We start from the raw sequence: 26535 nt of genomic DNA on the forward strand, positions 1-26535 counted from the left end.
CAGCCCTTTGCTCAGTTCGTCCGTGGCTTGATCTTGGACAGCGCCGGCTGGATGCAGGCCTCGTCCTTGTCACCGCCCGGCGCACCGGAGACGGCAATCGCGCCGATCAGTTCGCCGCCGGACATGATGGGGATACCGCCGCGCCAAGCGAAGCCGTTGATCTTGGGGTCGGCCTTTGTTTCCGCCGCAAGCGCGGGCTCCTTGGCGACCCGGTCCATGATAACGCCGCTCGCCACCTTATAGCGGATGACCGTCGCCACCTTGCCGCGCGCGATATTGTGCGTGCGCAGCTGCGCGCCGTCCGCCGAGAGCATCGCCACGGGTTCGCCGTCGGCATCGGCGACGAGCGCGGTCGTCTTGTAGCCATTGGCAAGGCAGGTGTTGATCGCGATCTGCGCTGCCTCGACCGCGGAGGCGAGGCTCGGTCCCTTGGCGCGCGGCGGGGGCGGCGTCGGCTGCGCGACGGCCGGTCCAACGGCGGACATCACGAGGCCGGCCAGCACCAGCGGGGTGATCCGTTTCGATTTCAGCATCTTGTCTCTCCTTTATTTGCCAGTCGTCGCTCTAGCCGTTTCCGCACGCACAATCACGCTACAGATGGCATATTGCTGGAATGCGAATATGAGGCGGTAATGCGTGACAACTCATTCATCAGCAAAACATAGCATGGCTGGGCCCAATTCCCTGACCTCGCCTCTGCGTGCGCCGGACGACATGGATGCCGCCCTGCGCCCCAAGTCGCTCGACGAGTTCGTGGGGCAGAAGGCGGCGCGCGAGAATCTGCGCGTGTTCGTCTCAGCTGCCAAAGCGCGCGGCGAAGCGCTCGACCATGTGCTGTTTTTCGGGCCTCCGGGCCTCGGCAAGACGACGCTGGCGCAGATCGTCGCGAAGGAAATGGGCGTCGGCTTCCGCGCCACATCTGGTCCCGTCATTGCCAAGTCGGGCGATCTCGCCGCGCTCCTCACCAATCTCGACGATGGCGACGTGCTCTTCATTGACGAGATTCATCGCCTCAACCCGGCGGTGGAAGAGGTGCTCTACCCCGCGATGGAGGATCGTGCCCTCGATATCATGATTGGCGAGGGTCCGTCCGCGCGCTCCGTCCGGATCGATCTGCCACGCTTTACGCTGGTCGGCGCCACGACACGCCAAGGCCTGCTGACCACGCCGCTGCGTGACCGGTTCGGTATTCCCGTCCGGCTCAATTTCTACACCGTGGATGAGCTGGAGCTGGTGGTAAGCCGCGCCGCGCGTTTGCTCGCCCTGCCGATCGCTGCAGATGGCGCGCGTGAGATTGCGCGACGGGCACGCGGCACGCCCCGTATCGCCGGGCGGCTGTTGCGACGTGTGCGCGACTTCGCCCACGCAGCCGGGCATGAGATCGTCGATGCGTCTGCCGCCGGCAGCGCGCTCTCCCGCCTTGAGGTCGACCAGCTCGGCCTCGACGCGATGGATCGCCGTTATCTCATGATGATCGCGGACATCTACCGGGGCGGACCGGTCGGCGTGGAGACGCTGGCCGCTGGCCTCTCCGAGCCGCGCGACACCATCGAGGAAGTGATCGAGCCCTATCTCATCCAGCTTGGCCTTGTGGCCCGCACCGCGCGGGGCCGCTGCCTGAATGCCGGGGGCTGGAAACATCTCGGTCTCAACCCGCCTGAAGGCGCGCAGGATGGCCTGTTCGACTGATGTCATCGACTCCCGGCGTCGGTGGCGCGACAGGCCAAGCGTTCAAAAGAGGGCTTCTCGTCGCGACTCGAGCCCGCTAGGGTTCCGGCCATGGCCGACGCCTCCCTCGCCTCGACCCCAGCTGCTCTTGCCCCTGCGACCGTCTGCCCTGCGAGCGGACTGTTCGTGGATGGCGTGCATTTATTCCCGGTTCGCGTCTATTTCGAGGACACAGACCTTTCAGGCGTGGTGTATCACGCCAATTACCTCCGCTACATGGAGCGCGCCCGCTCCGACATGCTGCGTGTCGCCGGTATCGACCAGCGCGCAGCGAAAGAGGCGGGCGACGGCGTCTATGCGGTCGCGGACATTGCCGTCCGCTATCGCCGCCCCGCGCGGCTCGACGAAGACCTTGTCGTGCGGAGCCAAGTGGCGCGTGTAAGCGTTGCACGCTGCGTTATCGGCCAGTCGGTCTGGCGCGGCGACACCCAACTCACCGAAGGCGAGGTGGTCGTTGCCTTGCTTGACCCAGTGGGCACGCCGAAAAGACAGCCAGCCGACTGGATCGCCCGGTTCACTGCATTATCCCAAGGAGTATCTCCCCTCTCATGATTGCCGCCGCTCTTCTTGCCGCCGCCGCACCCGCCGCGACGCCTGCCGTGACTTTGTCGCCGATTGCGCTGTTCCTTCAGGCGGACATTATTGTGAAGGCGGTCATGATCGGCCTGCTGCTTGCCAGCATCTGGACATGGGCGATCATTGTCGGTTTCGCAGGCAAGCTCGGCCGCGTGAACAAGCGCTGCGAAGCGTTCGAGCAGAGCTTCTGGCAGGCGAAGGACATGGAAGCTTTTTATCGTGATCGCGGCCGTGAGGACTCGCCGAGCGCCGACGTGCTCGCCGCCGGCATCACCGAGTGGAAGCGCTCCACCGCGCAGCGCAATATCGACGCGAGCGGCACCCGGGACCGGCTGGTGACCGCAATGAGTTCGGCAGTCGCTGCAGCTGTCGACAAGCTCTCCGACCGTCTCAATATCCTCGCGACGATCGGTTCGGTCGCGCCCTTTGTAGGCCTGTTCGGCACGGTGTGGGGCATCATGCGGAGCTTCACCGCGATTGCGGGCGAACAGAACACCAGCCTGGCGGTCGTCGCTCCCGGCATTGCGGAGGCGCTGTTCGCCACCGCCATCGGCCTCTTTGCCGCCATCCCGGCGGTCATCGCCTATAACCGCCTTAGCCATGGCGTGAACCGCATCGAGGGGCGGCTCTCGCGCTTCGCCGATGGTCTCTACACCACCTTCAGCCGAGAGCTCGAATCCTGATGGCGATGTCCGGCCCTCCCTCCCGCCCGCGCGGCGGGCGCCGCGCACCGATGGCGGAGATCAACGTCACGCCACTGGTTGACGTGATGCTGGTGCTGCTCATCATCTTCATGGTGACAGCGCCTCTGCTTGTCACCGGCGTCAAGGTGAAGCTGCCAGAGACGCGCGCGAAGGCGCTGGATCAGGACAGCAAGCCCACCGTCCTCACCATTGACGAAAGCGGCGCCATTTCCCTTGACGAACAGCCAGTCAGCGACGCGGAGTTGCCTCAGCGTCTCGTCGAGCTGCGCGAACGGCTCGAACCCGACGCACAGCTCTTCCTGCGTGCCGACACCGGACTCGATTATGGCCGGGTGATGCGGGTGATGGGCGAACTGAACCGCGCCGGGCTGGACCGTGTGGCGCTGGTTACCACAGCCGAGAGCAGCGCGCCCGTCACCACTGGTTCAGTTTCGGGCGAATAGGCGCATGGCGATGGAACGCAGCGAACGCATTGGCCTGGGGATTGCGACGGCGGGGCATGTCTTGCTCATTGCCGTGCTGTCGTTTGGCCTGCTTCAGCGTGATGTCGTCATTCCGCCTTCCCCTCCGGCAATCGACGTGAGCATCGCTGATGCGGTATCGCTCAGAAGCACGACCACGGCGCCGTCAGTGCCGCAGCAGGCGCAGGCACCCGAGCAAGGCGTGACTGAGCCAGACGCGACGCCGCCTCCGCCCGCTCCCGAGCCTGAAACGCCGCCGGTTGCGCAGCCGCGTGACATTGCGCCCCCGACACCCGCGCCGACGCCCAAGCCCACGCCTACCCCTGCGCCGCCCAAGGCCCAGCCGAAACCGCAGCCCAAGGCGGAGACGCCCAAAAAGCCGACGCCGGCCGCGAAGCCCGCACCTGCCAAGCCCTCCCCCAGCAAAGTGGAGACGGCCAAGCCCAAGCCGCAGCGCGCCTCCCGTTTGGGCGCAGACTTCCTCAAGGGGCTGGATGATGCCCGCCCCTCGCGGCCCACCCCTGCTCCCGCCGCCTCAGCGCCAATGGGCGCGGTCGCGGCTCGCGCGCTCAACGCGGAGATCAACCGGCAGATCAAGCCCTATTGGCGTCCACCGTCCGGTGCGGACGCGGATCGTCTCGTCACGCTGCTCAGCGTCCATCTGGACCGCTCGGGCGCGGTCGTCGGCGAGATCGAAGTGGTCGATCAGCAGGGCATCACACCCAGCAACCGGGCGCAGGCCGCGCTCCACGCGGAGCGTGCCGTTCAGGCCGTGCGCCGTGCCTCCCCTTTCCAGAATTTGCCGGCCGAATTTTACGACCAGTGGAAATGGCTCAAACCCCTCAAGTTCGATGCAAGGCTCGCCCAATGACCAAAATGCGCTTCCTTCTTGCTCTGCCGCTCGCCTTCGCCGCGATCAGCCCCGCCTCTGCTCAGCTCAGTGTGGACGTAACTGGCCAGATCGACAGCAATCTCAAGATCGCGGTCCCTTCGTTGCCCACCCAGTCCGTGGTGGAAACGCCCGCTGGAGCCACCAACCTGCTGGGTCAGAAGATTGCGGAAGTGATCGCGACCGACCTCAGGAACAGCGGTCTTTTTTCGCCCATGGGACCTTCCGGCGTCGCTATCCCGACCATTCCCGAAGTGACCGCCCCGGCCTTCGAGCGCTGGGCGGCGATGAGCGCCGAAGCGCTGGTTCAGGGTTTCGTGCGATCGGACGGCAATAATCTGACCGTCGGCTGCTATCTTTATGACGTGAACCTCAAGTCCGAGCTGACCCGGCAGGGCTATGTCGTGGCGCCCAGGGACTGGCGCCGCGCGGCCCATAAATGCGCCGATGCGATCTACGCTCGCCTGACTGGCGAAAGCCCGTTCTTCGATAGCCGTATCGCCTATATCGCGGAGACCGGCCCCAAGGAGAACCGGGTCAAGCGCCTCGCGATCATGGACTCGGATGGCGCGAACCACCGTTTCATCACCAATGGTCAGAGCCTGGCGCTCACGCCCCGTTTCTCCCCGGATTACGGTTCGATCGCCTATGTGAGCTATGTCGGCCGCAATGTGCGAATCTACGTCTATGACGTGACGAAGAACACGCAGAAGCTCGTCACCCAGACGAACAACGCCATCTTCGCGCCGCGATGGTCGCCCGATGGCCGCTCGCTTCTCTTCTCGATGGCGACGGGCGGCAACACGGACATCTACCGCGTGTCGGTGAACGGCGGCACGCCGGTCCGACTCACCAACTCGCCGGGCATCGACGTCGGTGGTTCCTATTCGCCAGACGGCACCAAGATCGTCTTCGAGAGCGACCGCTCCGGGGGTCAGCAACTTTACGTGATGAACGCGGACGGCTCCAACCAGCAGCGCATCAGCTTTGGCGGTGGGCGCTACGCAACGCCGGAATGGAGCCCGCGTGGCGATCTCATTGCCTTCACCAAGATCGCAGGCAACTTCCGCATCGGCGTGATGAGCCCGTCGGGCGGTGGCGAACGCCTGCTGACGAATGGCTGGCAGGATGAGGCGCCAAGCTGGTCGCCCAACGGCCGTGTGCTGCAGTTCTTCCGCACGACTTCGGGCCGTGGAGGCAAGTCCGCGATCTGGCAGGTGGATCTGACCGGCGTTAACGAACGAAAGATACCGACGCCTGTAGACGGGTCCGACCCAGCGTGGGGACCGTTGCTGCCTTGAAACGAAATGACATCTGCAGCGTTGGCTGTTTACGATATCGACTATGGGAAAGAAGGAGATGACTATGAGGACGTTGCCCTTGCTGCTCGCTGCGAGCGCTGCACTGGCGCTTGGCGCATGTGCCAAGAAGGCCCCGGAGGCACTGCCGCCCGCACCGGCCGATACAGCGCCGCCCCCGGCGTCCACTGGCCCAGTTTCGAACGCGCCGGTGCCCGGCAGCCAGGCCGACTTCATCGCGAGCGTTTCGTCCGACCGCGTCTTCTTCAATACGGATGAGAGCGACATCGACGATCAGGATCGCGCCACGCTGCAGAGCCAGGCGCAGTGGCTGCTCAAATATCCGAACAAGCGCGCTACAGTCGAAGGTCATGCCGATGAGCGCGGCACGCGCGAATATAACCTCGCGCTCGGTGAGCGCCGAGCCAATGCCGCCAAGAACTATCTGGCGGCGCTGGGCGTCGATCCGGGTCGCCTGAGCGTCATCAGCTATGGCAAGGAGCGTCCGGCCGCTCTGGGTTCCGACGAGGAGAGCTGGGCACAGAACCGCCGAGCGGTCACTGTCACGATCGACTGATCTGAAGGTCATCGGGCGGAACTCATCCGTCCGGAAACAGGCGGGGCTGGCGTTGTGCCGGCCCCGCTTTTTTATCAGGCGCGGCGCTTGCCCGTCATCGTCATCGCGCCGAACGGCCCAGCATCGATGCTGCCGTTGATCGCATCGCCCTCGACGAGTGCCTCACATGTGAGGGTCATTGGCATCGGCATGGTCATCTTCATGACCCAGGTCAGACGGTTGCCGTCCACCTTGCCGTCTTCCACATCGAGCGAACCAAGCGGCCCCGCATTGGTGCCGTGAAACTTGTCGCCGTCGCTCACCACCGTGAACACGCTTGTCTGGTCGCCCATCGGCGTCTTCGTCACGCAATCATATGCGCCATCCACTTTGGCCATCGTCCACTCCCAGTAAATTCGGTCTATCCGCTATTTGGCGGGCTGACCGTTGCTGTCAATCTCGCTGACCGGCATGCCGAGCGCATCGAGCTGGCTTTTGATCGCGGCCTTGTCGCCCACCACGATCCAGCTGATCTTCGCCGGGTCGACAATGCTCCGCGCAGCCGCGTTCATGGTTTCGGGCGTCAGCTTGGCGTAGCGCCCCGCGAGGCTCTCCACATAGTCGAACGGGCGGCCATAATTTGCGTCCTCGCGCATCTGCGCCAGCACGGCGCCCGTGGTCTCAAAGCGCGCGGGGAGCCCGGCGATCTCGCCCTTCACCACCCGGCTGAACTCAGCCGGCGTTACGCCCTTCGTGCCGAGGAAGTTCTGCATGTCCGCCGTCATCGCGGCGATGGCCGGACCGGTCTTGTCCGCCTGCACGGGCGCCGCCACGATATAGGGGCTGCGCTCGATCCGGGTGGAGAGGTAGGAGCGCACGCCGTAGGACCAGCCCTTGGTCTCGCGAATGTCCGAATTGAGACGCGAAAGGAAATCATCACCAAGCACTGTATTGGCTGCATTGAAGGCGACCAGATCGTCGCTGCCCTTGCTGCCTGTCACATAGCCACCCAAAATCATCGATTGCGGTGACTGCGGGCGGTCGACGAGGAAGATGCCCGGCCGGGCAGGCGGCACCGGAACCGAGAAGTCCTTAGTTGGTGATGCGATCCGCACTGTCGGCCACTGGGCAAAGCGCGCTTCAAGCAGCGGCAGGATCTCGGCAAGGGTCGTATCGCCTGCGACGAAGATCTCCGCCTTGTTCGGCACGATCCAGCGCTGATGGAAGCTCCTGAGCTCACCCTGCGTCACCGCCTTCACGGTGTCGGTATCGCCAAGGCCACGCGCCGCCACGCCATAGGGATGCTGCGGCCCGTAGATGATCGGGAAGATCGCACGGGTGGCAATGCCCTGCGGCTGAGTCTTCTCCTGCGCGATGCTGGCAAGCTGGATGGCTCTTAGCCGCTCGATCTCGCTCGTCGTGAACGCAGGGTTGCGCACCACATCGGCGAGAAGGTCGAGCGAAGGCGAGAGATTGGGCTTGAGCGCGAAGAGCGAGACGAGCGTGCGGTCCATCCCCTGACTCGTCGAGATGTTGGCACCCAGCCGCTCCTGCTCTTCCGCGATCTGGATCGTGTCGCGCGTCGTGGTTCCCGCCTCAAGCAGCGAGAGCATGAGCGTCCCAATACCCGCCCGGTCCTTGGGATCCGCCGCAATGCCCTGATCGAAACTCAGCGACATCTGCACCGTGGGCACGGTCGTGCGCCGCGCGACGTGCACCTTGATGCCGTTCGAAAGCGCGCCACTTTCCACGGCAGGGAAGTCGACGCCGGGGCTGGCCGTCACGGCCGGCGTGGCGAGCTTGGGCTTGGGCGGCACCACTTCCGCCGCCGCGACATCCTTGCCGGGCGCACCCACCAGCGCCTCCTCATAGGCATCGCGCTCACCGGGGTCGACGCGCAGGGCGTAATTGGGCCGGGTCAGCCATTTGCCCATCGCGGTCGTCACTGCGGCAGGTGTAGCGCTGGCTATCGCCGCGAGATCTTTCTTGTAGCGCTCAGGATCGCCCGAATAGAGCAGCCCCTCGGCCAGCGTCGCTGCCTTGCCGCTGAACCCGCCGACGACTTCGAGGCCGCTGATCTCCGACGCCACCTGCCGCGTCGCGACGCGCTGCACTTCATCGGCGGTCGGTCCCTTCGCGATATAGTCGGCAATGATCTCGTCGAGCCGTTTCGCCACCAGCGCGGGATCGACACCCGGTTTCACGTCCGCCGTCACTTCGAACTGGCCGACCTGCTCGAACTGCTGGACGCCAGCCGTCACCGCGACGGCGATCTGCTCCTTGCGGACCAGTTCGTTGTCCAGCCGCGAACTGGAGAGGCCACCGAGCACCGCCGCGCCCACCGACAGCATCCGGGAATCGGGGTCGTTGAGGCCCGGCGTATTCCAAACGCGATAGAGCCGTGTGGTCGCTACCCGGTCCTTCATTTCCTGCGTCACCGGCTTGGCCAGCACCGGAACTGGCGCTGCCACGGGCGCGACTTTCGGGCCGGGCTGGATGCCGCCGAAATATTTCTCGATCTTGGGTCGCGCCGTCTTCGCGTCGATGTCGCCGGCCAACACCAGAACTGCGTTGTTCGGCCCGTAATTGTCCGTGAACCATTTCTTCACGTCGGCAAGGCTCGCCGCATCCAGATCCGCCATCGAGCCGATCGTGGAATGACGATAAGGATGACCGTCAGGATAGAGCGCGGCAAGCTGGGCATATTCGACCAGGCCGAACGGCTGATTGTCGCCCTGCCGCTTCTCGTTCTGCACCACTGCCCGCTGCGCATCGAGCTTTGCCTGCGTCACCGCGCCGAGCAGCCGGCCCATACGGTCCGCCTCGGAGAACAGCGCGAGGTCCAGCGCGCCGACCGGCACTGTCTCCACATAATTGGTGCGGTCGAACCAGGTCGATCCGTTGAGGCCTGTCGATCCCGCCTCGGTCAGCACTTCGTCGGGATTGGGCAGATTCTCCGAGCCGCCGAACATCAGATGCTCGAAAAGATGCGCGAAGCCGGTCTTGCCCTTGGGTTCGTTCTTGGAGCCGACGCGATAATAGACGACGACGCCCACGACCGGCGCCTTGCGATCGGTATGGACGATGACCCGCAGGCCGTTCTTCAGCGTGAACTGCTCGTATGGAATGTCGACTTTGCTGACCAGATCCGCAAGCGGCGCGGGCCGTGAGACAGCCCCCGGCTGGACCTGATTCTGAACCTGATTCTGGGCCTGAGCGGGAAGCATCGGCAGCAAAGCCGCGCCAGCGAGCAGGAAGGAAAGGCGGCGAACGGGAGAGTGACGCATGGGAATTCCCGAAACTGTAAAAGGGCTGGCCTCACCATAATCATGTGCCTTAGCCGCGCAATACGCTTCCGGGCCATCCTGCCACTGGACTCGCGCGGAAGCAGGGATAAAGTCGCCCCATCCCGGCCGACCGGCCCGCGACCCAACAAAAGACAAGGTTCAGTATGACAAAAATCCGCATCGCGCTGGCAGCAGCCACCGCCGCGCTTGCTCTCCAGCCTCTCGCCCTTCGCGCGCATGAGATGGCGGCAGGCAGCGCGGGCAAGGCGCCGCAAAGCAAGCAGACGATCTCGGAGGATCAGCTTCCGCTCGATCCGCGCTTTTCCGCCGATCGCTTCAAGGCAGACGTGGCATTCCTCGCCGACGATCTTCTCGAAGGCCGGGACACAGGCAGCATGGGTTACGAAATCGCCGCCCGCTTCGTTGCACAGCGCTTCGCGGCGCTCGGCCTGCAGCCGGCGGGAGACCTTCAGGCTGACGGCAAACGGAGCTGGTATCAGCAGATCACATTTCAGAAGACCGAGCGCGACGGGGCAGCCGGAACGCTCGCCGTCGCAGGCCCAGCGGGCACGAAGAACTTCACGCACGGCGTCGATGCCGTCATCGGCCTCAATGCGAACGAGCCGAAGCTGAACGTCTCCGCCCCGCTCGTCTTCGTGGGCTATGGCATGGAAAACAAGCGGCTCGGACTGGACGATTATGCCGGCCTGGACGTGAAGGGCAAGATCGTGGTCATCCTGCGCGGCTTCCCCGGCGATCTGCCCAGCGAAGAGGCGGCTTATGCTTCCTCCGCCGCCACCAAATACGAGATCGCGCAGGCCCATGGCGCCATCGGCGTCATCACGGTCGGCACCAACGTCTCGCTCAAGGTGCGCCCGTGGGAACGCAGCCTGCAGACTGCGGATAGCCCGAGCGTCACATGGGTCGGCAAGGACGGCAAGGCGTTCGACGAGACACCGGGCATTCGCGCGGCGGCGGCCGTGAATGATGTCGCCGCGGCGGCAATCTTTGCCGGCGCGCCGCAGACGCTGGCGCAGATCCGCACCGTGGCAGACCGGAAAGGCGGGCGCCCCAAGGGCTTCGCGCTCAAGACCAGCGTCACCATTCAGGGGCAGAGCAAGACCAGCCGCGTTACCAGTCCCAATGTCGTCGCGATGCTTCCGGGAAGCGACCCGACGCTGAAGGACGAATATATCGCGCTGTCCGGCCATCTCGACCATATCGGCATCAGCCCGGAGAGGCCCGGCGATCCCAAGGACAAAGACCGGATCAACAATGGCGCGATGGACAATGCTGCGGGCGTCGCCACGCTGCTGGAAGTCGCGCGGGTGCTGGGCGAGGACAAGGCCGCCCCGCGTCGTTCGGTGATCTTCCTGGCCTCGACCGGCGAGGAAAAGGGGCTGCTCGGCGCGGACTATTTCGCGCGCCACCCCAGCGCGCCGATCGAGAAGATCGTCGGCAATGTCGATCTCGACATGCCTCTCCTCTCCTATCCTTTCGCGGATGTGACCGCTTATGGCGCCGACCATTCCACGATCGGCGCGCAGGTCCGCGCTGCTATCGCGCCCATGAAGCTCAGCCTCGCGCCTGATCCCACGCCCGAGGAAACGATCTTCGTCCGCTCGGACCATTATATGTTCGTGAAGCAGGGCGTGCCGGCCGTCTTCCTCTGCACCGGCTATGGCAATGGCGGGCAGGCCCATTGGGAAGACTTTCTGCAGAACCGCTACCACCTGCCCAATGACGATATGAACCAGCCTGTGGTCTGGCGGGCGGCCGCACGCTTTGCCGAGGCCAATTATCGCATCACGCGGGCCATGGCAGACGCCAATACGCCGCCCGAATGGTACAAGGGCGACTTCTTCGGGGATCTCTTCGCCCCGAGCCGCCCGAAGGCCACAGCCCGTTAATTGATATGCGAGGGCGGCGACAAAGATCGCCGTCCTCTTGCGTTGCAAAATTGCAACACTATCTCGCGGATCAAAGGAGCAGGGACTTATGAACCTCGAGAAATTTACTGACCGCGCCAAGGGCTTTCTCCAGTCGGCGCTGACCGTCGCGATCCGCATGAACCACCAACAGATTGCTCCCGAGCATCTGCTCAAGGCGCTGCTTGAGGACGAGCAGGGCATGGCGAGCGGCCTCATCAAGGCTGCGGGAGGCGATGCCACCCGCGCGCTCAGCGAGACCGACCTTGCACTCTCGAAAATTCCGTCCGTCTCGGGCGCAGGCGCGCAGCAGTCCCCCGGCCTCAACAATGACAGCGTCCGCGTGCTGGACCAGGCCGAGCAGATCGCTCAGAAAGCCGGGGACAGCTACGTCACCGTCGAACGACTGCTTGTCGCCCTCGCCCTTTCGCTCAACACCGCGGCCGGCAAGGCGTTGCAGGCCGCAGGCGTGCGCGCCGACGCCCTCAACAGTGCGATCAACAATCTGCGCGGCGGACGCACAGCGGACACGGCTTCAGCCGAGGACCGCTACGACGCGCTTAAGAAATTCGCCCGCGACCTGACGGCAGCGGCGCGCGACGGCAAGATCGACCCGGTGATCGGTCGCGACGAGGAAATTCGTCGCACCATCCAGATCCTCGCGCGGCGGACCAAGAACAATCCGGTGCTGATCGGTGAACCCGGTGTGGGCAAGACCGCGATCGCCGAAGGGCTGGCCCGCCGTATCGCCAATGGCGACGTGCCGGACACGTTGAAGAACCGCACGCTCATGGCGCTCGACATGGGCAGCCTGATTGCCGGCGCCAAATATCGCGGCGAGTTCGAGGAACGCCTCAAGGGCGTGCTCGACGAAGTGAAAGCCGGCGAAGGCGACATCATTCTCTTCATCGACGAGATGCATACGCTGATCGGCGCCGGCAAGTCCGAGGGGGCGATGGACGCGGGCAATCTCCTGAAGCCTGCCCTCGCGCGCGGCGAGCTGCACTGCATCGGTGCGACCACGCTCGATGAATATCGCAAATATGTGGAGAAGGACCCCGCCCTCCAGCGGCGCTTCCAGCCCGTTTTCGTCGGTGAGCCGACGGTGGAGGACACGATCTCCATCCTGCGCGGCATCAAGGACAAGTACGAGCTGCACCATGGCGTCGACATCACGGACGGCGCCATTGTCTCGGCCGCGACGCTGTCGAACCGCTACATCACGGACCGCTTCCTGCCGGACAAGGCGATCGACCTCATGGACGAAGCTGCCAGCCGGCTACGCATGGAAGTCGAGTCAAAGCCCGAGGAGATCGAAAATCTCCACCGGCGGATCATGCGGCTGCAGATCGAGCGCGAGGCGCTGAAGAAGGAAACCGACAAGGCCTCAAAGGACCGGCTCGACGCGCTGGAGAGCGACCTTGCCAATCTCGAGCAGCAGTCGAGCGAGCTGACCCAGAAATGGCAGGCCGAGAAGGACAAGATCGCGGGCGCGAGCAAGATCAAGGAACAGCTCGACGCCGCGCGCATTGCGCTGGAGCAGGCGCAGCGTGGTGGCGATCTCGCAAAGGCGGGCGAGCTTTCCTACGGGACCATCCCGGCGCTCGAACGCCAGCTTGAGGAAGCGCAGGCCATCTCCGAAAGCACGATGCTGCGCGAGAAGGTGACCAGTGAGGATATCGCCGGCATCGTCTCCCGCTGGACCGGCATCCCGGTCGACAAGATGCTGGAAGGAGAGCGTGAGAAGCTCCTCGCCATGGAAGCTGAGCTCGGCAAGCGCGTTATTGGCCAGGCCGATGCAGTAAAGGCCGTATCGACAGCCGTGCGCCGCTCGCGCGCCGGTCTGCAGGACCCTAATCGCCCGCTGGGCAGCTTCCTGTTCCTCGGCCCCACGGGCGTCGGCAAGACGGAGCTGACGAAGGCGCTCGCTGGTTTCCTGTTCGACGATGATAACGCCATGGTCCGCATAGACATGAGCGAGTTCATGGAGAAGCACTCGGTCGCGCGGCTCATCGGCGCGCCTCCGGGCTATGTCGGCTATGAGGAAGGCGGCGTGCTGACTGAGGCGGTGCGGCGGCGGCCCTATCAGGTCGTGCTGTTCGACGAGGTGGAGAAGGCGCACAGCGACGTCTTCAACGTGCTCCTTCAGGTGCTCGACGATGGCCGTCTGACGGACGGTCAGGGCCGCACGGTCGATTTCACCAATACGATCATCGTGCTCACCTCCAATCTCGGCAGCCAGTTCATCGCCAGCCTGGGCGACGAGGAGCCGATCGAGAAGGTGGCGGATCAGGTGATGGACGTCGTCCGCGCCCACTTCCGCCCGGAGTTCCTGAACCGGCTGGACGAGATCATTCTCTTCCATCGCCTCGGCGCGAGCCACATGGCGCCGATCGTGGATATTCAGGTCGGGCGCGTCGGCAAGCTGCTCAAGGACCGCAAGGTGACGCTGGATCTTACCGATGCCGCGCGCGCGTGGCTCGGGCGCGTGGGCTATGATCCGGTTTATGGCGCAAGGCCGCTCAAGCGGGCAGTGCAGCGCTATCTTCAGGACCCGCTCGCCGATCTCATCCTGCGCGGCGAAGTGCCCGATGGATCGACCGTGAAGGTCGATGAGGGCGACGGCGGGCTGGAACTCAGCGTCGCCTGACAAAGGCGGAATTGCTGGGCGGGCGCATTGGACGTGATCGTCCTTGCGTCCCCGCCCGGTTCCCGATCGCGAAAAGGGGCGGCTCCTTGCGGAACCGCCCCTTCTCTTTTGCTGCACTCAGCCGAAGCGGATCAGTAGCTGATCTTCGCGCCGATGCGGAAGTAACGACCCAGGATGCCCTCGCCGCCCTGAACAGGGTTGTAGGCGTGGGCGCCGTAGGTGACCGTGTCGAGCGGCGGCAGCTTGTCGAACACGTTCAGCATGTTGACGTAGAAGGTCAGCTTCTCGGTCGCCTTCACCTGCGCATTGAGGTCGAAGGTGATGTAGTCCTTCACACGACAGGGCAGATAGTGGTCAGTCATCTGGCCGCAATCCTTGTAGTCGTCACCCTGATCCATCGCCGACAGGTCATACCCGCCGAAGAAGTTGGCCGTACCGGAAAGCGCGAGGCTGCCGAAATCGACCGTATTGGTCCAGGTGCCGCGCCACTTCGGCGTGCCCGAGCCGGCCGTCAGGTTGAAGTTGCCCAGCGTGCCGTCATAGCGCTGCGTCGTGCCGTCCGGGAAGGTCGTTTCCAGACGGAGGATGTAGCTGGCATCAAGCGAGCTGGTCCAGCGAATGCCATCGCTGAGCGGCAGGTTCAGGTTGGCACTGAAGTCCAGACCTTCCGACTTGACGGTATCGGCGTTGATGAAGCCCGACTGCACGAAGGCAACACGCGGCTGGCGCGGATCGCCCGGCGCAATCGGCACATCTTCGATCACGTTGAAGCCGGTCGGGATCGGCTGGCCGGCATAATAGGCCTGCAGCGCCGGGGTGTTGTCCGCCGTGGTGATCGCGCCGGTCTTCTTGATGTTATAATAATCGACCGAGAACGACAGGTTGCGGATCGGCTCGATCAGCACGCCTGCCGTGAAGCTGCGTGACTTTTCGGCCTTCAGATCGGGGTTAGCCAACGAGGTCGCACCGTAGGTGCCGCTGCGGATATATTGCGGGCATTGGCTAAAAGTCGCGACAGAGCAGAGACCTCCTGGTCCGGTGTACTGCGCCAGATAGGTGTCATTGAACAACGTAGCGTTATTTCCAACGAAACCGGTGGTCGGGAAGGTCGCGTTTGCCTCGCCAAAGCTGGGGACGCGGAAGCCCTTCGAGTAGGTACCACGCAGCACGACCTCCCGGATCGGCGTCACTTTCACGCCGACCTTCGGAGAGAAGTTATCGAGGCCACCCGAGTAGCGGTCATAGCGGCCTGATGCGTTGACTTCGACCTGCTCGATGATCGGCGCATTGATCTCGGCGTAGGCCGAATAAACCCGACGACTACCCTTCACGGCGAAGCCGTTCAGCCGATAATAGCGCTCCGTGCCACCATTGATATCTGAGTTGAACGAAGGCGAGTCGATCGCTTCGTAACGGAACGACGCACCGAAGGCGACCTGAAGCGGACCGCCAGGAAGATCGAAGAGATCGCCGGCGACATTCGCCTGCGCCTGCACCATGTCCGAGGTCGACGTCGCGATGTCCGTCGGCATCAGATAGTCCAGTGTCGCCTGGCTGTTGGCGCCGGGATTGACGAAGTTGTAGCTGCCGTCAGCGATCACATCCAGCAGATGCTGAATATAGACATAGCCGTCCGACTTGCGACGCAGGTCCATGTGCATCGCAGTCGCATCGACCTGATAGCTCCACTTCTCGTTGATCGGACCCTTGATGCCGATCGCGCCACGATAGGCACGGGTGCGGGACTCGTCATGCTCGAAGGAATTGGGGATGCGACCGATAATCGCGGCCTTCTGACCCGATGCCGCGAACGGATTGTTCGGGTTCAGCGTGCCGTTGCCTGCCGTGCAGGCAGCGATGGTGCCACGCGGGCAAACATAGACCGGCAACTGCAGGATGGTGTTGTTGCCGTAATAAGCGACATTGCCCGAGGTGCTGTAGCGCGGGAAGTAGAAGGGCGCCGGAGCGTTGGCCCGGATCGTGCTGGGCAGGCCGTCATAGCTGACATCGGTCTGCAGGAAGTTGAACTGGGCGTATGCCTCGCTCGAATCGCCGATACGGGCAGTGAAGCGAGCGGACCCGCCGTAGCGCTGAATGTCCGGATTGATGACACCGTAGTTCTTGGTCAGATCTTCCTGACAGACCGTCGTCGGCACACCGGTTCCAGCGTTGTCAGCCAGTTCACCGGGCGTCAGCGTATAGGGCGTGGTGCGACCATTACAGCCGGCCGCCGGATTCAGAAGCTGATAACTCCCGCTCTGCGCGCCGGTCGCCGCATCCGCGGGACGGACGAAGAAGTTGCTGCCCGTGTTAGTGACGACAGGGCTGAAGCCGGGATAGGCGCCGTCCGCATCCAGACCATCGACCACGTTGTTCGGACCGCAATTGCCGTCGTTGCAAACACGACGATAATCGTCGCTGTTGTAGGGATAGCGGCGCGCGTTGTTCTTCAGCTGCTTGCTGTTGTAGTAGAAGCCGCTGATATACGCATTATAGCCGTTTTCCTCGAGATCACCGGTGCCGGCAGTCAGCGAGAGGCGATACTGCTGGCCATCGCCACGGCTGGAAATGCCGGTTTCGGCGCGGCCGGAAACGCCCTTGAAATTCTTCTTGGTGATGACGTTGACCACGCCCGCGATCGCATCCGCACCGTAGCTGGACGAGGCGCCGTCGCGCAGAACTTCGATACGCTCGACGATGTCATCGGGAATGGTATTGAGGTCGACGAAGTTGCGGGTGCCGTCATCCGAAAGCGGATAGTAAGCCGCGCGCATACCGTCGAACAGGACCAGAGTGGAGTTGGTCGAGAGACCGCGCAGCGACACCGCCGAAGCACCGCCAGCAAATGCGCCGTTCGCGGAGAAGCTATTGGTCAGCGCAGGACCATTATTCGCGGTGAGGCGCTGCAGACCTTCCTGGATGGTGGCAATGCCACGGCTTTCCAGATTTTCCGTCGTCACGACGCTGACAGGTGAAGGGGTCGCAGCATCCGTGCGGCGGAGGAGCGAACCAGTGACGACGATTGTCTCACCTGACGCATCCGTATCCTCAGCGGCCTGTCCCTGCGCCATGGCGGGTGCGATCGCGAGGAAAGTCATGATGGGTGTGGCGCTTGCAAAAAGCAGCGCGCGAACGGTTTTCTTGGACAAGGCTTAGTCCCCTTTTGTGTCAGCCTTCAAGGCCCCGAACCTCGAAGGCATGGTGCACGCAATGGTGCGATGCGGAATTTCTGCCTCTCTCCTGGAGACATGTAAACGCACGGATACCGCCACTTAACGCGTTTAGTCACAGACTGTAGCAATCCTGCAACAAATAATTGTGTTGGATTTACAACAGATTCAAGGACGCAATAAAATCTTATTGCGTCTATTCCGTTTCAAACTGTTTCTTTCGAACATGCTAAACGCAGAGTGCGAAAAGATGTTCCAAAGCCTTCTATTTGATAGGCGCCGTCGCTAGTTCTCTTCTCATGACTGCTCCCATCCGCGACGCTCCCCACCCCCGACCAAACCGCCCAGAAGCGTCATCCTGGCGCGGAGCTGCCATCTATCAAATCTATCCACGCAGTTTCGCCGATTCGAACGGCGACGGCATCGGCGATTTGCCCGGCATCACTGCCCGGCTGGACCATATCGCGAAACTCGGCATCGACGGCATCTGGCTCTCGCCGTTCTACACCTCACCGATGATGGATTTCGGCTACGACATTGCCGACTATCGCGATGTCGACCCGATCTTCGGCACGCTGGCAGACTTCGACGCGCTGATCGCCCGCGCGCATCATCTTGGCCTCAAGGTCATCGTCGATCAGGTCTATGCCCACACCTCGGACCAGCACCCCTGGTTCCTGTCCAGCCGAGACGATCCTGAGGGGCCGCACGGCGACTGGTATGTCTGGCAGGATCCGAAGCCGGATGGCACGCCGCCCAACAACTGGCAGTCGGTCTTTGGCGGTCCAGCCTGGACGTGGGACGGCCGGCGCCGGCAATATTATATGCACACGTTCCTCAAGGAACAGCCGCAGATCAATGGACACAACCCGGCCGTGCAAGAAGCACTGCTCGGGGTAGCGCGCTTCTGGCTGGACCGGGGCGTAGATGGCTTCCGGCTCGATGCGCTCAATCATATGATGTTCGACGCGCAGCTGCGTAACAACCCAGCCCGGCCGGCAGGCAAAGGCCCGCGCACGCGCCCCTTCGATTATCAGATCCGGCGTTACAGCCAGTCGGATCCGGCCATTCTTCCGTTCATCGAACAGATCCGCACACTCACGAACGACTATCCCGGCACCTTCACGGTGGCGGAGGTCGGCGGCGACGACGGGCCGCGCGAAATGCGGCTCTTCACCCAGGGCGATACCCGTCTCAACACGGCTTACGGCTTCGACTTTCTTTACGCGCCGAAGCTCACGCCGCGCCTGATCGCAGACGCCCTCACGGGCTGGCCGGACTCGCCGGGCATGGGGTGGCCCAGCTGGGCCTTCGAGAACCACGATGCCCCGCGCGCGGTGTCACGATGGGTCGCGCCAGAGCATCGCGCCGCCTTCGCCCGGATGAAAATGCTGCTGCTCGCCAGCCTGCGCGGCAACATCTTCCTCTATCAGGGAGAGGAGCTGGGACTTACACAGGTCGATATTCCGTTCGAGAAGCTGCAGGATCCGGAGGCGATCGTCAACTGGCCGCTCACGCTCTCGCGCGACGGCGCCCGCACGCCGATGCCATGGAGCGCCAACGCCGCCCATTGCGGTTTCTCCTCGGCCGCCGAAACCTGGCTGCCGCTCGGTCCCGATCATGCGGCACTCGCAGTCGATGTTCAGGAGGCGGATAGCACGTCCCTTCTTCGCTGGACCCAGGCCTGCCTGAACCTTCGCCGGAACCATCCTGCCCTGCGATTGGGATCGGTCGAGATCCTCCATGTGGACAAAAGCCTGCTCGCCTTTCGCCGGAAGCAAGGGAACGAGGCACTGCTCTGCCTTTTCAATCTGGGTGATACGGGCAAGCGCGTACCGACGAGGCTCCAGACTGACGGCGCGATCCTGTCCGCCACAGGTGGAGCCGACATGCGTCTGCTCCCGCCCTATTCTGGCGTTATCGTCGCCCTTCCCTCGCCCGGTCGGGGCTAATCAGCTCTCGCGCATCCGCGCCATGAAGTGCCGCCGGCAGAGCGCGATATAGCGCTCATTGCCGCCAATCGCGGTCTGCTCTCCCTCACCCACCGGCTGACCATGGTCGTCGATGCGCAGGTTCATTATGGCCTTCGCGCCGCATTCGCATACGGCCTTCAGTTCCACGAGAATGTCGGCCAGAGCGAGCAGACCGGCCGAGCCCGCGAAGAGCTGGCCACGAAAATCGGTGCGCAGGCCGTAGCATAATACGGGCACACCCAGATCGTCGCAGACGCGCGCAAGATCAAGAACCTGCGGTCGCGAGAGGAACTGCGCTTCATCCACCATCACGCAGGCGAGTGGCCCTTCGTCAATCCGCGCGGCAATTGCTGCGAACAGGTCCGTCTCAGGCGAAAATTCATGTGCGTTTGCCGCCAGGCCAATCCGCGAAGCAATCCGCCCTGCGCCGGCGCGGTCGTCCACCGCTGCCGTCCACAGCATCGTCGCCATGCCCCGCTCGCGATAATTGAAGTCCGCCTGAAGCAGGGTGGTGCTCTTACCCGCGTTCATCGAGGCATAGTAGAAATAGAGCTTGGCCATAGCGCTCTGATAGCGGAGCGGGTGGCGATTGAAAGCTTGCGCGCGTCTCTTCGGCGCTTAGACGTCGTCGCTGCCGACGAGACCGCCTTCGTCCTCAAGCCGGTCGAGCTGCTTCACGTCGCGCGCGGTAAAGCGCAGACGCACGCCTACGCCGCCGTCTCCATCTTCCGGCTGAAATACCGCGCCGCCGGATTCCAGAGCATGGCGCAGTCGCTCGACCTGATCCGCCGCCAGCGCGTGCGTGCCGTTCTCGAAGCCGCCCAGCGCGTCTTCATCCAGCCCGGCAGCGCGCGCGACGTGATCCAGCGGCCATTGCACGAGGATCCGGGCCGCGTGGGCCTGAGTCCGCGTGATCTTCATGCATCGTCGTCCGAAGCGTCATCGGGCCGCGCATCCTGCATCAGATCGCGAGCGACGGTGGGAGAGCGCAATATCGCATCGATATGTCCGCCTTCCTCGAAGCTGTCATCAGCGATGAACTTGAGCTTCGCGGCGAACTTCAGCTTTACCCGGCGCGCCACTTCGCGCTGGAGATAGGCCGTGTTGGTGCGCAGCGCCTTCAGCACCGCCTCCTCGTCCCGCCCCATCAGCGCCTTGATGAAGACGGTGGCGTGCCGCAGGTCCGGTGACATGCGCACTTCCGTCACGCTCACGACGTGGCTGGCAAGCACATCGTCATGCACGTCTCCGCGCTGGATGATTTCCGCGAGAATATGCCGCATCTGCTCGCCCACGCGCAGCACGCGGACGGATGGCTCGCCTGTGTTGCCGGAGCCCGGTTTGACCATGGCTCACGCACCTCGCCGGATCGGCTGGAAGCACCGACCCGGTAAGAGCTGATCGACTGTCGTCACAGCGTGCGGGCGCGTTCCTCGACCTCGAAGAGTTCGAGAGTATCGCCCGGCTTGATGTCGTTGGTGTCCTGCAGCACCGCGCCGCACTCCAGGCCGGCGCGCACTTCGGCCACGTCGTCCTTGAAGCGCCGCAGCGAGGCGATGACCGTCTTGGAGACGATGACGTCGTCGCGAGTAAGGCGCGCGTTGATACCCTTGCGGATAACGCCGTCGACCACGAGCAGACCCGCCGCCTTGTCCTTCTTGCCCGCGGAGAAGATCTCGCGAACCTCGGCCCGGCCAACGATCGTCTCGATCCGCTCCGGACCGAGCTGGCCGGCCATTTCGTTGCGGACCTCTTCGATCAGGTCATAGATCACGTCGTAATAGCGCAGGAACACCTTGTCGCGTTCGGCGAGCTGGCGCGCCTTGGCATTGGGGCGGACGTTGAAGCCGATGAGCGGCGCGCGGGAGGCTGCCGCCAGTGTCACGTCGCTCTCGGTGATCGCGCCGACGCCCGAGTGCAGCACTCGAACCTTGATCTCGTCGGTCGAGAGGCGGTTCAGTGAGCTGACGATCGCTTCGACCGAGCCTTGCACATCGCCCTTCACCACCACCGGATACTCGATCTGGGTGGTATTGAGCGCCGAGAACATATGCTCGAAGCTGGTCGGTGCTGCCGTCGTACGCTTGCGAGTAGCAAGCTCCGATCGATAGGCGGCGACCTCGCGGGCACGCGCCTCGTTCTCGACGACGGAGAGCTGGTCGCCCGCCTGCGGCACGCCACCAAGGCCCAGCACCTCGACCGGTGATGACGGACCGGCGGTCTTCACCTGCTGGCCCTTGTCGTTGACCATCGCGCGAACCTTGCCGCTCTGCTCGCCGACGACGAAAATGTCGCCGACCTTGAGCGTGCCACGGCCAACGAGGATCGTCGCGACAGGACCACGGCCCTTGTCGAGCTTCGCCTCGATCACCGTACCTTCTGCGGCACGGTCCGGATTGGCCTTCAGGTCGAGGAGTTCGGCCTGCAACAGGATCTTCTCGATGAGATCGTCGAGGCCGGTCTTCTTGGCTGCCGAAACCTCCACATCCTGCGTCTCGCCGCCCATCTGCTCGACCACGATCTCGTGCTCGAGCAGGCGCTCGCGGATGCGCTGCGGGTTAGCCTCCGGCTTGTCGACCTTGTTGATCGCTACGATCATGGGGACCTTGGCCGCCTTGGTGTGGTTGATCGCTTCGATCGTCTGCGGCATCAGCCCGTCATCCGCTGCGACGACGAGGATCACGATATCCGTGACGTCGGCACCGCGAGCACGCATCTCCGTGAAGGCCTCGTGACCAGGCGTATCAAGGAAGGTGATGATCTCACCGCCCTTGGTCTTCACCTGGTAGGCGCCAATATGCTGGGTGATACCGCCCGACTCGCCAGCAACCACATCCGTGCCGCGCAGAGCGTCGAGCAGGCTGGTCTTGCCGTGATCGACATGGCCCATGATGGTGACGACCGGTGGCCGCGCCTTGAGCGTCTCATTGGCGTCCACATCGCCGGCCGTGTCGATTTCGACGTCCGACTCCGACACGCGCTGGATGCGGTGGCCGAATTCCTCGACGAGCAGTTCGGCCGTATCCTGGTCGATCACGTCGTTCATCGTGACCGGCGTGCCCATCTTGAACAGCGCCTTCACAAGGTCGGCGCCCTTCTCGGCCATACGATTGGCGAGTTCCTGAATGGTGATTGCCTCAGGCACCACCACGTCGCGGGACTGTTTCTCGCGATTGACCGGACCGCCGCTGTGCGTGCGGCGATATTCCTTTTCGCGGGCGCGGCGCAGCGCCGCAAGACTGCGGGCACGGGCGCTGTCATCATCGGACGGTACGCGATTGACCGAGAGCTTGCCGGCCTGCCGGCGATCGTCGCCACCGCGTTTGTTGCGGTCTGGCTTGGCCGGTTCGGGGCGCTTGACCGGCGCGACGGGCGTGAAGCGACGGGGCGCGGGACGCTCTGCGGCTTCTTCCTTGTCTGCTTCCGCAGCGGCCGGTTCGGCACGCTCGGGCGCCGACTCGGCAGCGGCAGGCGCCTCTTCGGCCACGGGCTCGGCCGCAGGCGGATTGGCGCGCGCCTCTTCCTCGGCACGACGATTTTCCTCGGCGCGACGCTTCTCTTCCTCGTTTGCGGCGAGCTTGTTCGCCTCTTCGCGGCGGCGCGCGTCTTCGAGCGCGGTCATCCGCGCTTCCTCGGCTTCGCGCAGCAGCTTGGCCTGAAGCTCCTGACGGCTCAGCAGAGACTGATTGCCCGACGGACGCGAAGGCGGTGGCGGAGCAGGCCGGGGGGCGGGCGCCGCAGCGACCGGCGCGGGCGCTGGCGCGGGAGCCGGTGTCGGCGCCTGTGCCTGCTCGGGCGCGTCCGCCACGGCGACATCGCCCGGCCGTCCTAGCACACGCCGGCGCTTCACTTCGACCACTACCGTGTTCTTGCGGCCGTGGCTGAAGCTCTGCTGCACCTGGCCAGCCTCGACCGTGCGCTTGAGACCCAGGGGCTTGCGGCCCAGAATCGGCTTGTCGTCCTTGTCACTCATCGACGCAACTTAACCCTTCATCATCGTCTTGTCCGGCGGAACGGCCATATTGCCACTCATACCCGGCATCATGCGGATGCCGCGTGCGGCCCCACTTCACCATTGTCCATATCGCCGGAGCTGCCGTCCGGCGCCGCGTTAGCGCATCCAAGATAGCTTTGCCAGCGGCCGAGGAGATCATCAATGCGCCGCGCCGCGCCGGAATCGGTCACGGCGATATGCACGGCGTTGTCACGGCCTAATGCCATAGATAATGCCGCGCGGTCCACCGGCAAGACGGTCCCGGCCTTTTGCGTGCCTTCTTCGTCCTCGCCCACCCGCCAGGCCTGGTCGAGCTTGCGCCGCCCGTCCGTGCCGGAGTCGGCCACATGGAGCAGCAGGCGAACCCGCCCACGCCGCGCAGCGACGTCGATTTTTTCGAATCCGGTAATCAGCGCGGAGGCCTTTGCTTCCAGCCCCAGCCTGTCCAGCAGCGACTGGCGCAGCGCCGTGTCGATCCGCTCGGGCAGATCGGCCGGCACCTGCAATGGCTCGCCCTTGAAGGCACGCGCCAGCGCACCGCGCAGCTTGCCTTTGGCCATTGCGACCTCAAGCTCGGCACGCGAAACGCCCAGCCATGCGCCGCGTCCGGGCGCCTTGGCCCGCACATCGGGCAATACGTCACCGTCCGGCGAAATGGCGAGGCGGATCAGCCGTGCGGGATCGGCCCGCTCACCCGAAAGGATGCAGCGTCGTTCGCTCATGCGCGGCTCTCCCCCCGCTGGAGGCGAGAGCCGGACCTGCTGGCAATATCAGTAAGCGTCAGCCTATCATTGGGGGTTTTCCGCAACATCGGCGTCCTCCCCCTGAACCGCAGCGTCCTCGTCCTCGAACCAGTGCGCGCGCGCGGCCATGATGATCTCGTTGCCGGCTTCCTCGGAAAGGCCATAGGCTGCCAGAACGCCGCCCTTGTCCTCGGTGTTTTCGCGGCGATCGCGGCGGCGGGGGTCGACCCGCTTCTTGGCCACAAGCTCGTCGGTCGCGAGGTCGGCCAGGTCGTCGAGCGTCTTGATGCCCGCCTTGCCCAGCGTCACCAGCATTGCTTCGGTGAGGTGCGGCATATCGGCCAGCGCGTCCTCGACGCCCAGCGCGCGACGCTCTTCACGGGCAGCAGCTTCGCGGCGCTCCAGCGCCTCGGTCGCGCGGCTCTGCAGCTCTGCAGCGAGATCGTCGTCGAAGCCTTCGATGCTCGCCAGCTCGTCGGGCGCGACATAGGCTACTTCTTCCAGCTCGGTGAAGCCTTCAGCCACCAGAAGCTGCGAGAGCGTCTCGTCGACGTCCAGTTCCTTCTCGAACATGGTCGAGCGCTCGATGAACTCGCGCTGACGCTTCTCGCTCGCATCGGCCTCGGTCATGATGTCGATGGCCTTGGCAGTCAGCTGGCTGGCGAGGCGCACGTTCTGGCCGCGACGGCCAATGGCCAGGCTGAGCTGATCGTCCGGCACTACGACTTCGATACGGCCTTCCTCTTCGTCGATGACGACGCGGCTGACAGTCGCGGGCTGAAGCGCGTTCACCACGAAGGTCGCGGTGTCTTCGCTCCACGGAATGATGTCGATCTTCTCGCCCTGCATTTCCTGCACGACGGCCTGCACGCGACTGCCCTTCATGCCGACGCACGCACCGACCGGGTCGATCGAGCTGTCGCGGCTGATGACGCCGATCTTGGCACGGCTGCCCGGATCACGCGCGGCCGCCTTGATCTCGATGATGCCGTCGTAGATCTCCGGCACTTCCTGCGCGAAGAGCTTCTTCATGAAATCGGGGTGCGCGCGGGACAGGAAGATCTGCGGCCCGCGATTCTCGCGCACGACGCGCAGGATGAGCGCACGCACGCGGTCGCCGGCGCGAACCATCTCGCGCGGGATCTGCTGATCGCGGCGGATGACGCCTTCGGCGCGGCCGAGGTTCACGACGACATGACCGAACTCGACCGACTTCACCACGCCAGTGATGATTTCGCCGACGCGGTCCTTGAATTCCTCATGCTGACGCTCGCGCTCGGCGTCACGCACCTTCTGGAAGATCACCTGCTTGGCGCTCTGCGCGTCGATGCGGCCAAGATCGATCGCAGGCAGCGGATCGACGATAAAGTCGCCGACGACGGCATCCTTCTTCAGCTTCTGCGCCTGCTTGAGGTCAACCTGCTTGAAATAATCGTCGACCGCCTCGACCACCTCGACGACGCGCCACAGGCGCAGATCGCCAGTTTCCGGATCGAGCTTCGCACGGATGTCGTTCTCGGCGCCGTAACGAGCACGGGCAGACCGCTGGATAGCGTCTTCCATCGCCTCGATGACGATCGCCTTGTCGATCATCTTCTCGCTTGCCACGGAATTGGCAATGGCGAGCAGCTCGGCCTTGTTGGCAGAAATGGCGTTGGCCATGGTCGTCTTTCTATCCTTGCGAGTTGTCCGTGAGAATCTCGTCCGCGCCCTCGCTGGAGAGCGGCATTGTAGCAGAAATGAGTGCGTCCGTCAGCACGAGCTTGGCGCTGGCGATCATGTCAAAGGGTGCGGCGATGCGGCCGGACTTCGGATCGTCGAGGAGCACTGACTCGCCTTCGACCCCCGCCAGAATCGCCTTTACCTGCTTACGGCCTTCGACCAGTTCAGTGAACTGAACCTTCGCCTCGTGCCCGGCCCAGTCGGCATAATCCTTCAGCCGGGTGAGCGGCCGGTCGATGCCGGGCGAGCTCACTTCCAGCCGATACGCGCCTTCGATTGGGTCACGCCCCGCCTCCTCCAGCGCATCGAGGCGCTCAGAGATACGGCGGGAGAGCGCCGCGCAATCGTCGATATTGAGCTGCCGGGTCTCGGGCCGCTCGGCCATGATCTGGAGCGTGCGCTCATCGTCCGATCCGAACAGGACCACACGAACGAGATCGAAACCCAGCGCCTTGGCTTCGGGTTCGATCATCGCGGTGATGGCAACCATGTCCGTCATCGGGTCTCCGGTCAAAAATCCATGCAGCTTCGATGGCCGGCTCCTTCCGGAACCGGTCCTAACAGTCTCACGATGTCAGGAAAGCACGCGGGATATAGGAGAAGTCCCCCACGAAGGCAAGCGAGGAGACTGCGTAACGCAGGATCGCCCATTTTGGCCTGAGCCGGTCTCCGTTTCGCCGCCGCGCCACCGCCTGCCACGGCCGGCAGCGCTGTTAATCATAATAATCACGAGGAGCGATTTCGCGTTAACTGTCTAAGTAACGAAATACCCATATTTTTTACTGAAATGTCCAGTTTTGGGGCAAATAAAGATGGTTTATATTTTTGACAGCAAAATGGGGACTGACTTAGAGAG

21 protein-coding genes are annotated in these 26535 nt (G+C 63.8%); 10 read left to right on the top strand and 11 right to left on the bottom strand.

Features of this window, described 5'->3' with window-relative positions; all coding sequences use genetic code 11:
- Positions 1 to 11: 11 nt before the first annotated feature.
- Complete coding sequence (locus tag ACNAOH_RS05880; RefSeq protein WP_443971825.1) at positions 12 to 533, bottom strand: GlcG/HbpS family heme-binding protein; 522 nt, start codon at positions 531 to 533, stop codon at positions 12 to 14.
- Between the two features lie 133 nt (positions 534 to 666).
- On the opposite strand from ACNAOH_RS05880, the gene ruvB reads away from it, so the two are divergent.
- The 7 genes from ruvB (at position 667) to pal (ending at position 6233) form a co-directional block, all read left to right on the top strand.
- Complete coding sequence (gene ruvB / locus ACNAOH_RS05885) at positions 667 to 1689, top strand: Holliday junction branch migration DNA helicase RuvB (RefSeq protein WP_443971826.1); 1023 nt, start codon at positions 667 to 669, stop codon at positions 1687 to 1689.
- A gap of 90 nt (positions 1690 to 1779) precedes the next feature.
- Positions 1780 to 2280, top strand: coding sequence for a YbgC/FadM family acyl-CoA thioesterase (locus tag ACNAOH_RS05890; protein WP_443971827.1), 501 nt, complete (start codon positions 1780 to 1782; stop codon positions 2278 to 2280).
- Complete coding sequence (tolQ, locus tag ACNAOH_RS05895) at positions 2277 to 2987, top strand: protein TolQ (protein WP_443971828.1); 711 nt, start codon at positions 2277 to 2279, stop codon at positions 2985 to 2987. Before ACNAOH_RS05890 ends, tolQ begins: the two co-directional genes overlap by 4 nt.
- Positions 2987 to 3451: an ExbD/TolR family protein gene (locus ACNAOH_RS05900; RefSeq protein ID WP_443971829.1), complete on the top strand. Its 465-nt coding sequence runs from the start codon at positions 2987 to 2989 to the stop codon at positions 3449 to 3451. The genes tolQ and ACNAOH_RS05900 overlap by 1 nt, the downstream gene beginning before the upstream one ends.
- A gap of 10 nt (positions 3452 to 3461) precedes the next feature.
- Positions 3462 to 4340: a cell envelope biogenesis protein TolA gene (locus ACNAOH_RS05905; protein WP_443971830.1), complete on the top strand. Its 879-nt coding sequence runs from the start codon at positions 3462 to 3464 to the stop codon at positions 4338 to 4340.
- Positions 4341 to 4345: 5 nt separating this feature from the next.
- Positions 4346 to 5659 (top strand): Tol-Pal system beta propeller repeat protein TolB, encoded by a 1314-nt coding sequence (gene tolB, locus ACNAOH_RS05910; protein ID WP_443972059.1) that lies wholly within the window; start codon positions 4346 to 4348, stop codon positions 5657 to 5659.
- A 64-nt stretch (positions 5660 to 5723) separates the two neighbouring features.
- The gene (gene pal, locus ACNAOH_RS05915; protein WP_443971831.1) at positions 5724 to 6233 is read left to right on the top strand and encodes a peptidoglycan-associated lipoprotein Pal; all 510 of its coding nucleotides are present in this window, start codon (positions 5724 to 5726) and stop codon (positions 6231 to 6233) included.
- A gap of 74 nt (positions 6234 to 6307) precedes the next feature.
- Here the strand turns inward: pal and ACNAOH_RS05920 are convergent, their stop codons facing one another.
- A complete protein-coding gene (locus tag ACNAOH_RS05920; RefSeq protein ID WP_443971832.1) occupies positions 6308 to 6610 on the bottom strand; it encodes a hypothetical protein in 303 nt (100 codons plus the stop codon).
- A gap of 30 nt (positions 6611 to 6640) precedes the next feature.
- Positions 6641 to 9499 (bottom strand): M16 family metallopeptidase, encoded by a 2859-nt coding sequence (locus ACNAOH_RS05925; RefSeq protein WP_443971833.1) that lies wholly within the window; start codon positions 9497 to 9499, stop codon positions 6641 to 6643.
- 164 nt (positions 9500 to 9663) lie between these two features.
- Between ACNAOH_RS05925 and ACNAOH_RS05930 the strand changes: the two genes are divergently transcribed.
- Entirely contained in the window at positions 9664 to 11409 is a 1746-nt protein-coding gene (locus ACNAOH_RS05930; protein ID WP_443971834.1) for a M20/M25/M40 family metallo-hydrolase, read from the top strand.
- 88 nt (positions 11410 to 11497) lie between these two features.
- Positions 11498 to 14077 (top strand): ATP-dependent chaperone ClpB, encoded by a 2580-nt coding sequence (gene clpB / locus ACNAOH_RS05935; protein ID WP_443971835.1) that lies wholly within the window; start codon positions 11498 to 11500, stop codon positions 14075 to 14077.
- A gap of 131 nt (positions 14078 to 14208) precedes the next feature.
- On the opposite strand, the gene ACNAOH_RS05940 is transcribed toward clpB, so the two are convergent.
- Positions 14209 to 17175 carry a TonB-dependent receptor plug domain-containing protein gene (locus ACNAOH_RS05940; protein ID WP_443972060.1) on the bottom strand — a complete coding sequence of 989 codons (2967 nt, stop codon included), beginning with the start codon at positions 17173 to 17175 and terminating at the stop codon, positions 14209 to 14211.
- A gap of 371 nt (positions 17176 to 17546) precedes the next feature.
- On the opposite strand from ACNAOH_RS05940, the gene ACNAOH_RS05945 reads away from it, so the two are divergent.
- Positions 17547 to 19199, top strand: coding sequence for an alpha-amylase family glycosyl hydrolase (locus ACNAOH_RS05945; RefSeq protein ID WP_443971836.1), 1653 nt, complete (start codon positions 17547 to 17549; stop codon positions 19197 to 19199).
- On the opposite strand, the gene ACNAOH_RS05950 is transcribed toward ACNAOH_RS05945, so the two are convergent.
- The 7 genes from ACNAOH_RS05950 to rimP form a co-directional block, all read right to left on the bottom strand.
- Entirely contained in the window at positions 19200 to 19781 is a 582-nt protein-coding gene (locus tag ACNAOH_RS05950) for a thymidine kinase (RefSeq protein ID WP_443971837.1), read from the bottom strand.
- Between the two features lie 57 nt (positions 19782 to 19838).
- On the bottom strand, positions 19839 to 20141 hold the full coding sequence (locus ACNAOH_RS05955; protein WP_443971838.1) for a helix-turn-helix domain-containing protein: 303 nt from the start codon (positions 20139 to 20141) through the stop codon (positions 19839 to 19841).
- A complete protein-coding gene (rbfA, locus tag ACNAOH_RS05960; protein ID WP_443971839.1) occupies positions 20138 to 20569 on the bottom strand; it encodes a 30S ribosome-binding factor RbfA in 432 nt (143 codons plus the stop codon). The genes ACNAOH_RS05955 and rbfA overlap by 4 nt, the downstream gene beginning before the upstream one ends.
- Positions 20570 to 20631: 62 nt before the next feature.
- On the bottom strand, positions 20632 to 23193 hold the full coding sequence (infB, locus tag ACNAOH_RS05965; RefSeq protein WP_443971840.1) for a translation initiation factor IF-2: 2562 nt from the start codon (positions 23191 to 23193) through the stop codon (positions 20632 to 20634).
- Positions 23194 to 23261: 68 nt separating this feature from the next.
- Positions 23262 to 23936, bottom strand: coding sequence for a DUF448 domain-containing protein (locus ACNAOH_RS05970; protein WP_443971841.1), 675 nt, complete (start codon positions 23934 to 23936; stop codon positions 23262 to 23264).
- Positions 23937 to 24002: 66 nt separating this feature from the next.
- Entirely contained in the window at positions 24003 to 25619 is a 1617-nt protein-coding gene (gene nusA / locus ACNAOH_RS05975) for a transcription termination factor NusA (protein ID WP_443971842.1), read from the bottom strand.
- Positions 25620 to 25629: 10 nt separating this feature from the next.
- Positions 25630 to 26178 carry a ribosome maturation protein RimP gene (gene rimP, locus ACNAOH_RS05980; protein ID WP_443971843.1) on the bottom strand — a complete coding sequence of 183 codons (549 nt, stop codon included), beginning with the start codon at positions 26176 to 26178 and terminating at the stop codon, positions 25630 to 25632.
- Positions 26179 to 26535 lie beyond the last annotated feature (357 nt).

The organism is Sphingobium sp. CR28 (assembly GCF_052327305.1).
Lineage (GTDB): Bacteria > Pseudomonadota > Alphaproteobacteria > Sphingomonadales > Sphingomonadaceae > Sphingobium.

What these genes read in the sequence shown, in the direction of transcription:
- ACNAOH_RS05880 (WP_443971825.1), bottom strand. Translation starts at nt 533, where the DNA reads ATGCTGAAATCGAAACGGATCACCCCGCTGGTGCTGGCCGGCCTCGTG.
- ruvB (WP_443971826.1), top strand. Translation starts at nt 667, where the DNA reads ATGGCTGGGCCCAATTCCCTGACCTCGCCTCTGCGTGCGCCGGACGAC.
- ACNAOH_RS05890 (WP_443971827.1), top strand. Translation starts at nt 1,780, where the DNA reads ATGGCCGACGCCTCCCTCGCCTCGACCCCAGCTGCTCTTGCCCCTGCG.
- tolQ (WP_443971828.1), top strand. Translation starts at nt 2,277, where the DNA reads ATGATTGCCGCCGCTCTTCTTGCCGCCGCCGCACCCGCCGCGACGCCT.
- ACNAOH_RS05900 (WP_443971829.1), top strand. Translation starts at nt 2,987, where the DNA reads ATGGCGATGTCCGGCCCTCCCTCCCGCCCGCGCGGCGGGCGCCGCGCA.
- ACNAOH_RS05905 (WP_443971830.1), top strand. Translation starts at nt 3,462, where the DNA reads ATGGAACGCAGCGAACGCATTGGCCTGGGGATTGCGACGGCGGGGCAT.
- tolB (WP_443972059.1), top strand. Translation starts at nt 4,346, where the DNA reads ATGCGCTTCCTTCTTGCTCTGCCGCTCGCCTTCGCCGCGATCAGCCCC.
- pal (WP_443971831.1), top strand. Translation starts at nt 5,724, where the DNA reads ATGAGGACGTTGCCCTTGCTGCTCGCTGCGAGCGCTGCACTGGCGCTT.
- ACNAOH_RS05920 (WP_443971832.1), bottom strand. Translation starts at nt 6,610, where the DNA reads ATGGCCAAAGTGGATGGCGCATATGATTGCGTGACGAAGACGCCGATG.
- ACNAOH_RS05925 (WP_443971833.1), bottom strand. Translation starts at nt 9,499, where the DNA reads ATGCGTCACTCTCCCGTTCGCCGCCTTTCCTTCCTGCTCGCTGGCGCG.
- ACNAOH_RS05930 (WP_443971834.1), top strand. Translation starts at nt 9,664, where the DNA reads ATGACAAAAATCCGCATCGCGCTGGCAGCAGCCACCGCCGCGCTTGCT.
- clpB (WP_443971835.1), top strand. Translation starts at nt 11,498, where the DNA reads ATGAACCTCGAGAAATTTACTGACCGCGCCAAGGGCTTTCTCCAGTCG.
- ACNAOH_RS05940 (WP_443972060.1), bottom strand. Translation starts at nt 17,175, where the DNA reads ATGACTTTCCTCGCGATCGCACCCGCCATGGCGCAGGGACAGGCCGCT.
- ACNAOH_RS05945 (WP_443971836.1), top strand. Translation starts at nt 17,547, where the DNA reads ATGACTGCTCCCATCCGCGACGCTCCCCACCCCCGACCAAACCGCCCA.
- ACNAOH_RS05950 (WP_443971837.1), bottom strand. Translation starts at nt 19,781, where the DNA reads ATGGCCAAGCTCTATTTCTACTATGCCTCGATGAACGCGGGTAAGAGC.
- ACNAOH_RS05955 (WP_443971838.1), bottom strand. Translation starts at nt 20,141, where the DNA reads ATGAAGATCACGCGGACTCAGGCCCACGCGGCCCGGATCCTCGTGCAA.
- rbfA (WP_443971839.1), bottom strand. Translation starts at nt 20,569, where the DNA reads ATGGTCAAACCGGGCTCCGGCAACACAGGCGAGCCATCCGTCCGCGTG.
- infB (WP_443971840.1), bottom strand. Translation starts at nt 23,193, where the DNA reads ATGAGTGACAAGGACGACAAGCCGATTCTGGGCCGCAAGCCCCTGGGT.
- ACNAOH_RS05970 (WP_443971841.1), bottom strand. Translation starts at nt 23,936, where the DNA reads ATGAGCGAACGACGCTGCATCCTTTCGGGTGAGCGGGCCGATCCCGCA.
- nusA (WP_443971842.1), bottom strand. Translation starts at nt 25,619, where the DNA reads ATGGCCAACGCCATTTCTGCCAACAAGGCCGAGCTGCTCGCCATTGCC.
- rimP (WP_443971843.1), bottom strand. Translation starts at nt 26,178, where the DNA reads ATGACGGACATGGTTGCCATCACCGCGATGATCGAACCCGAAGCCAAG.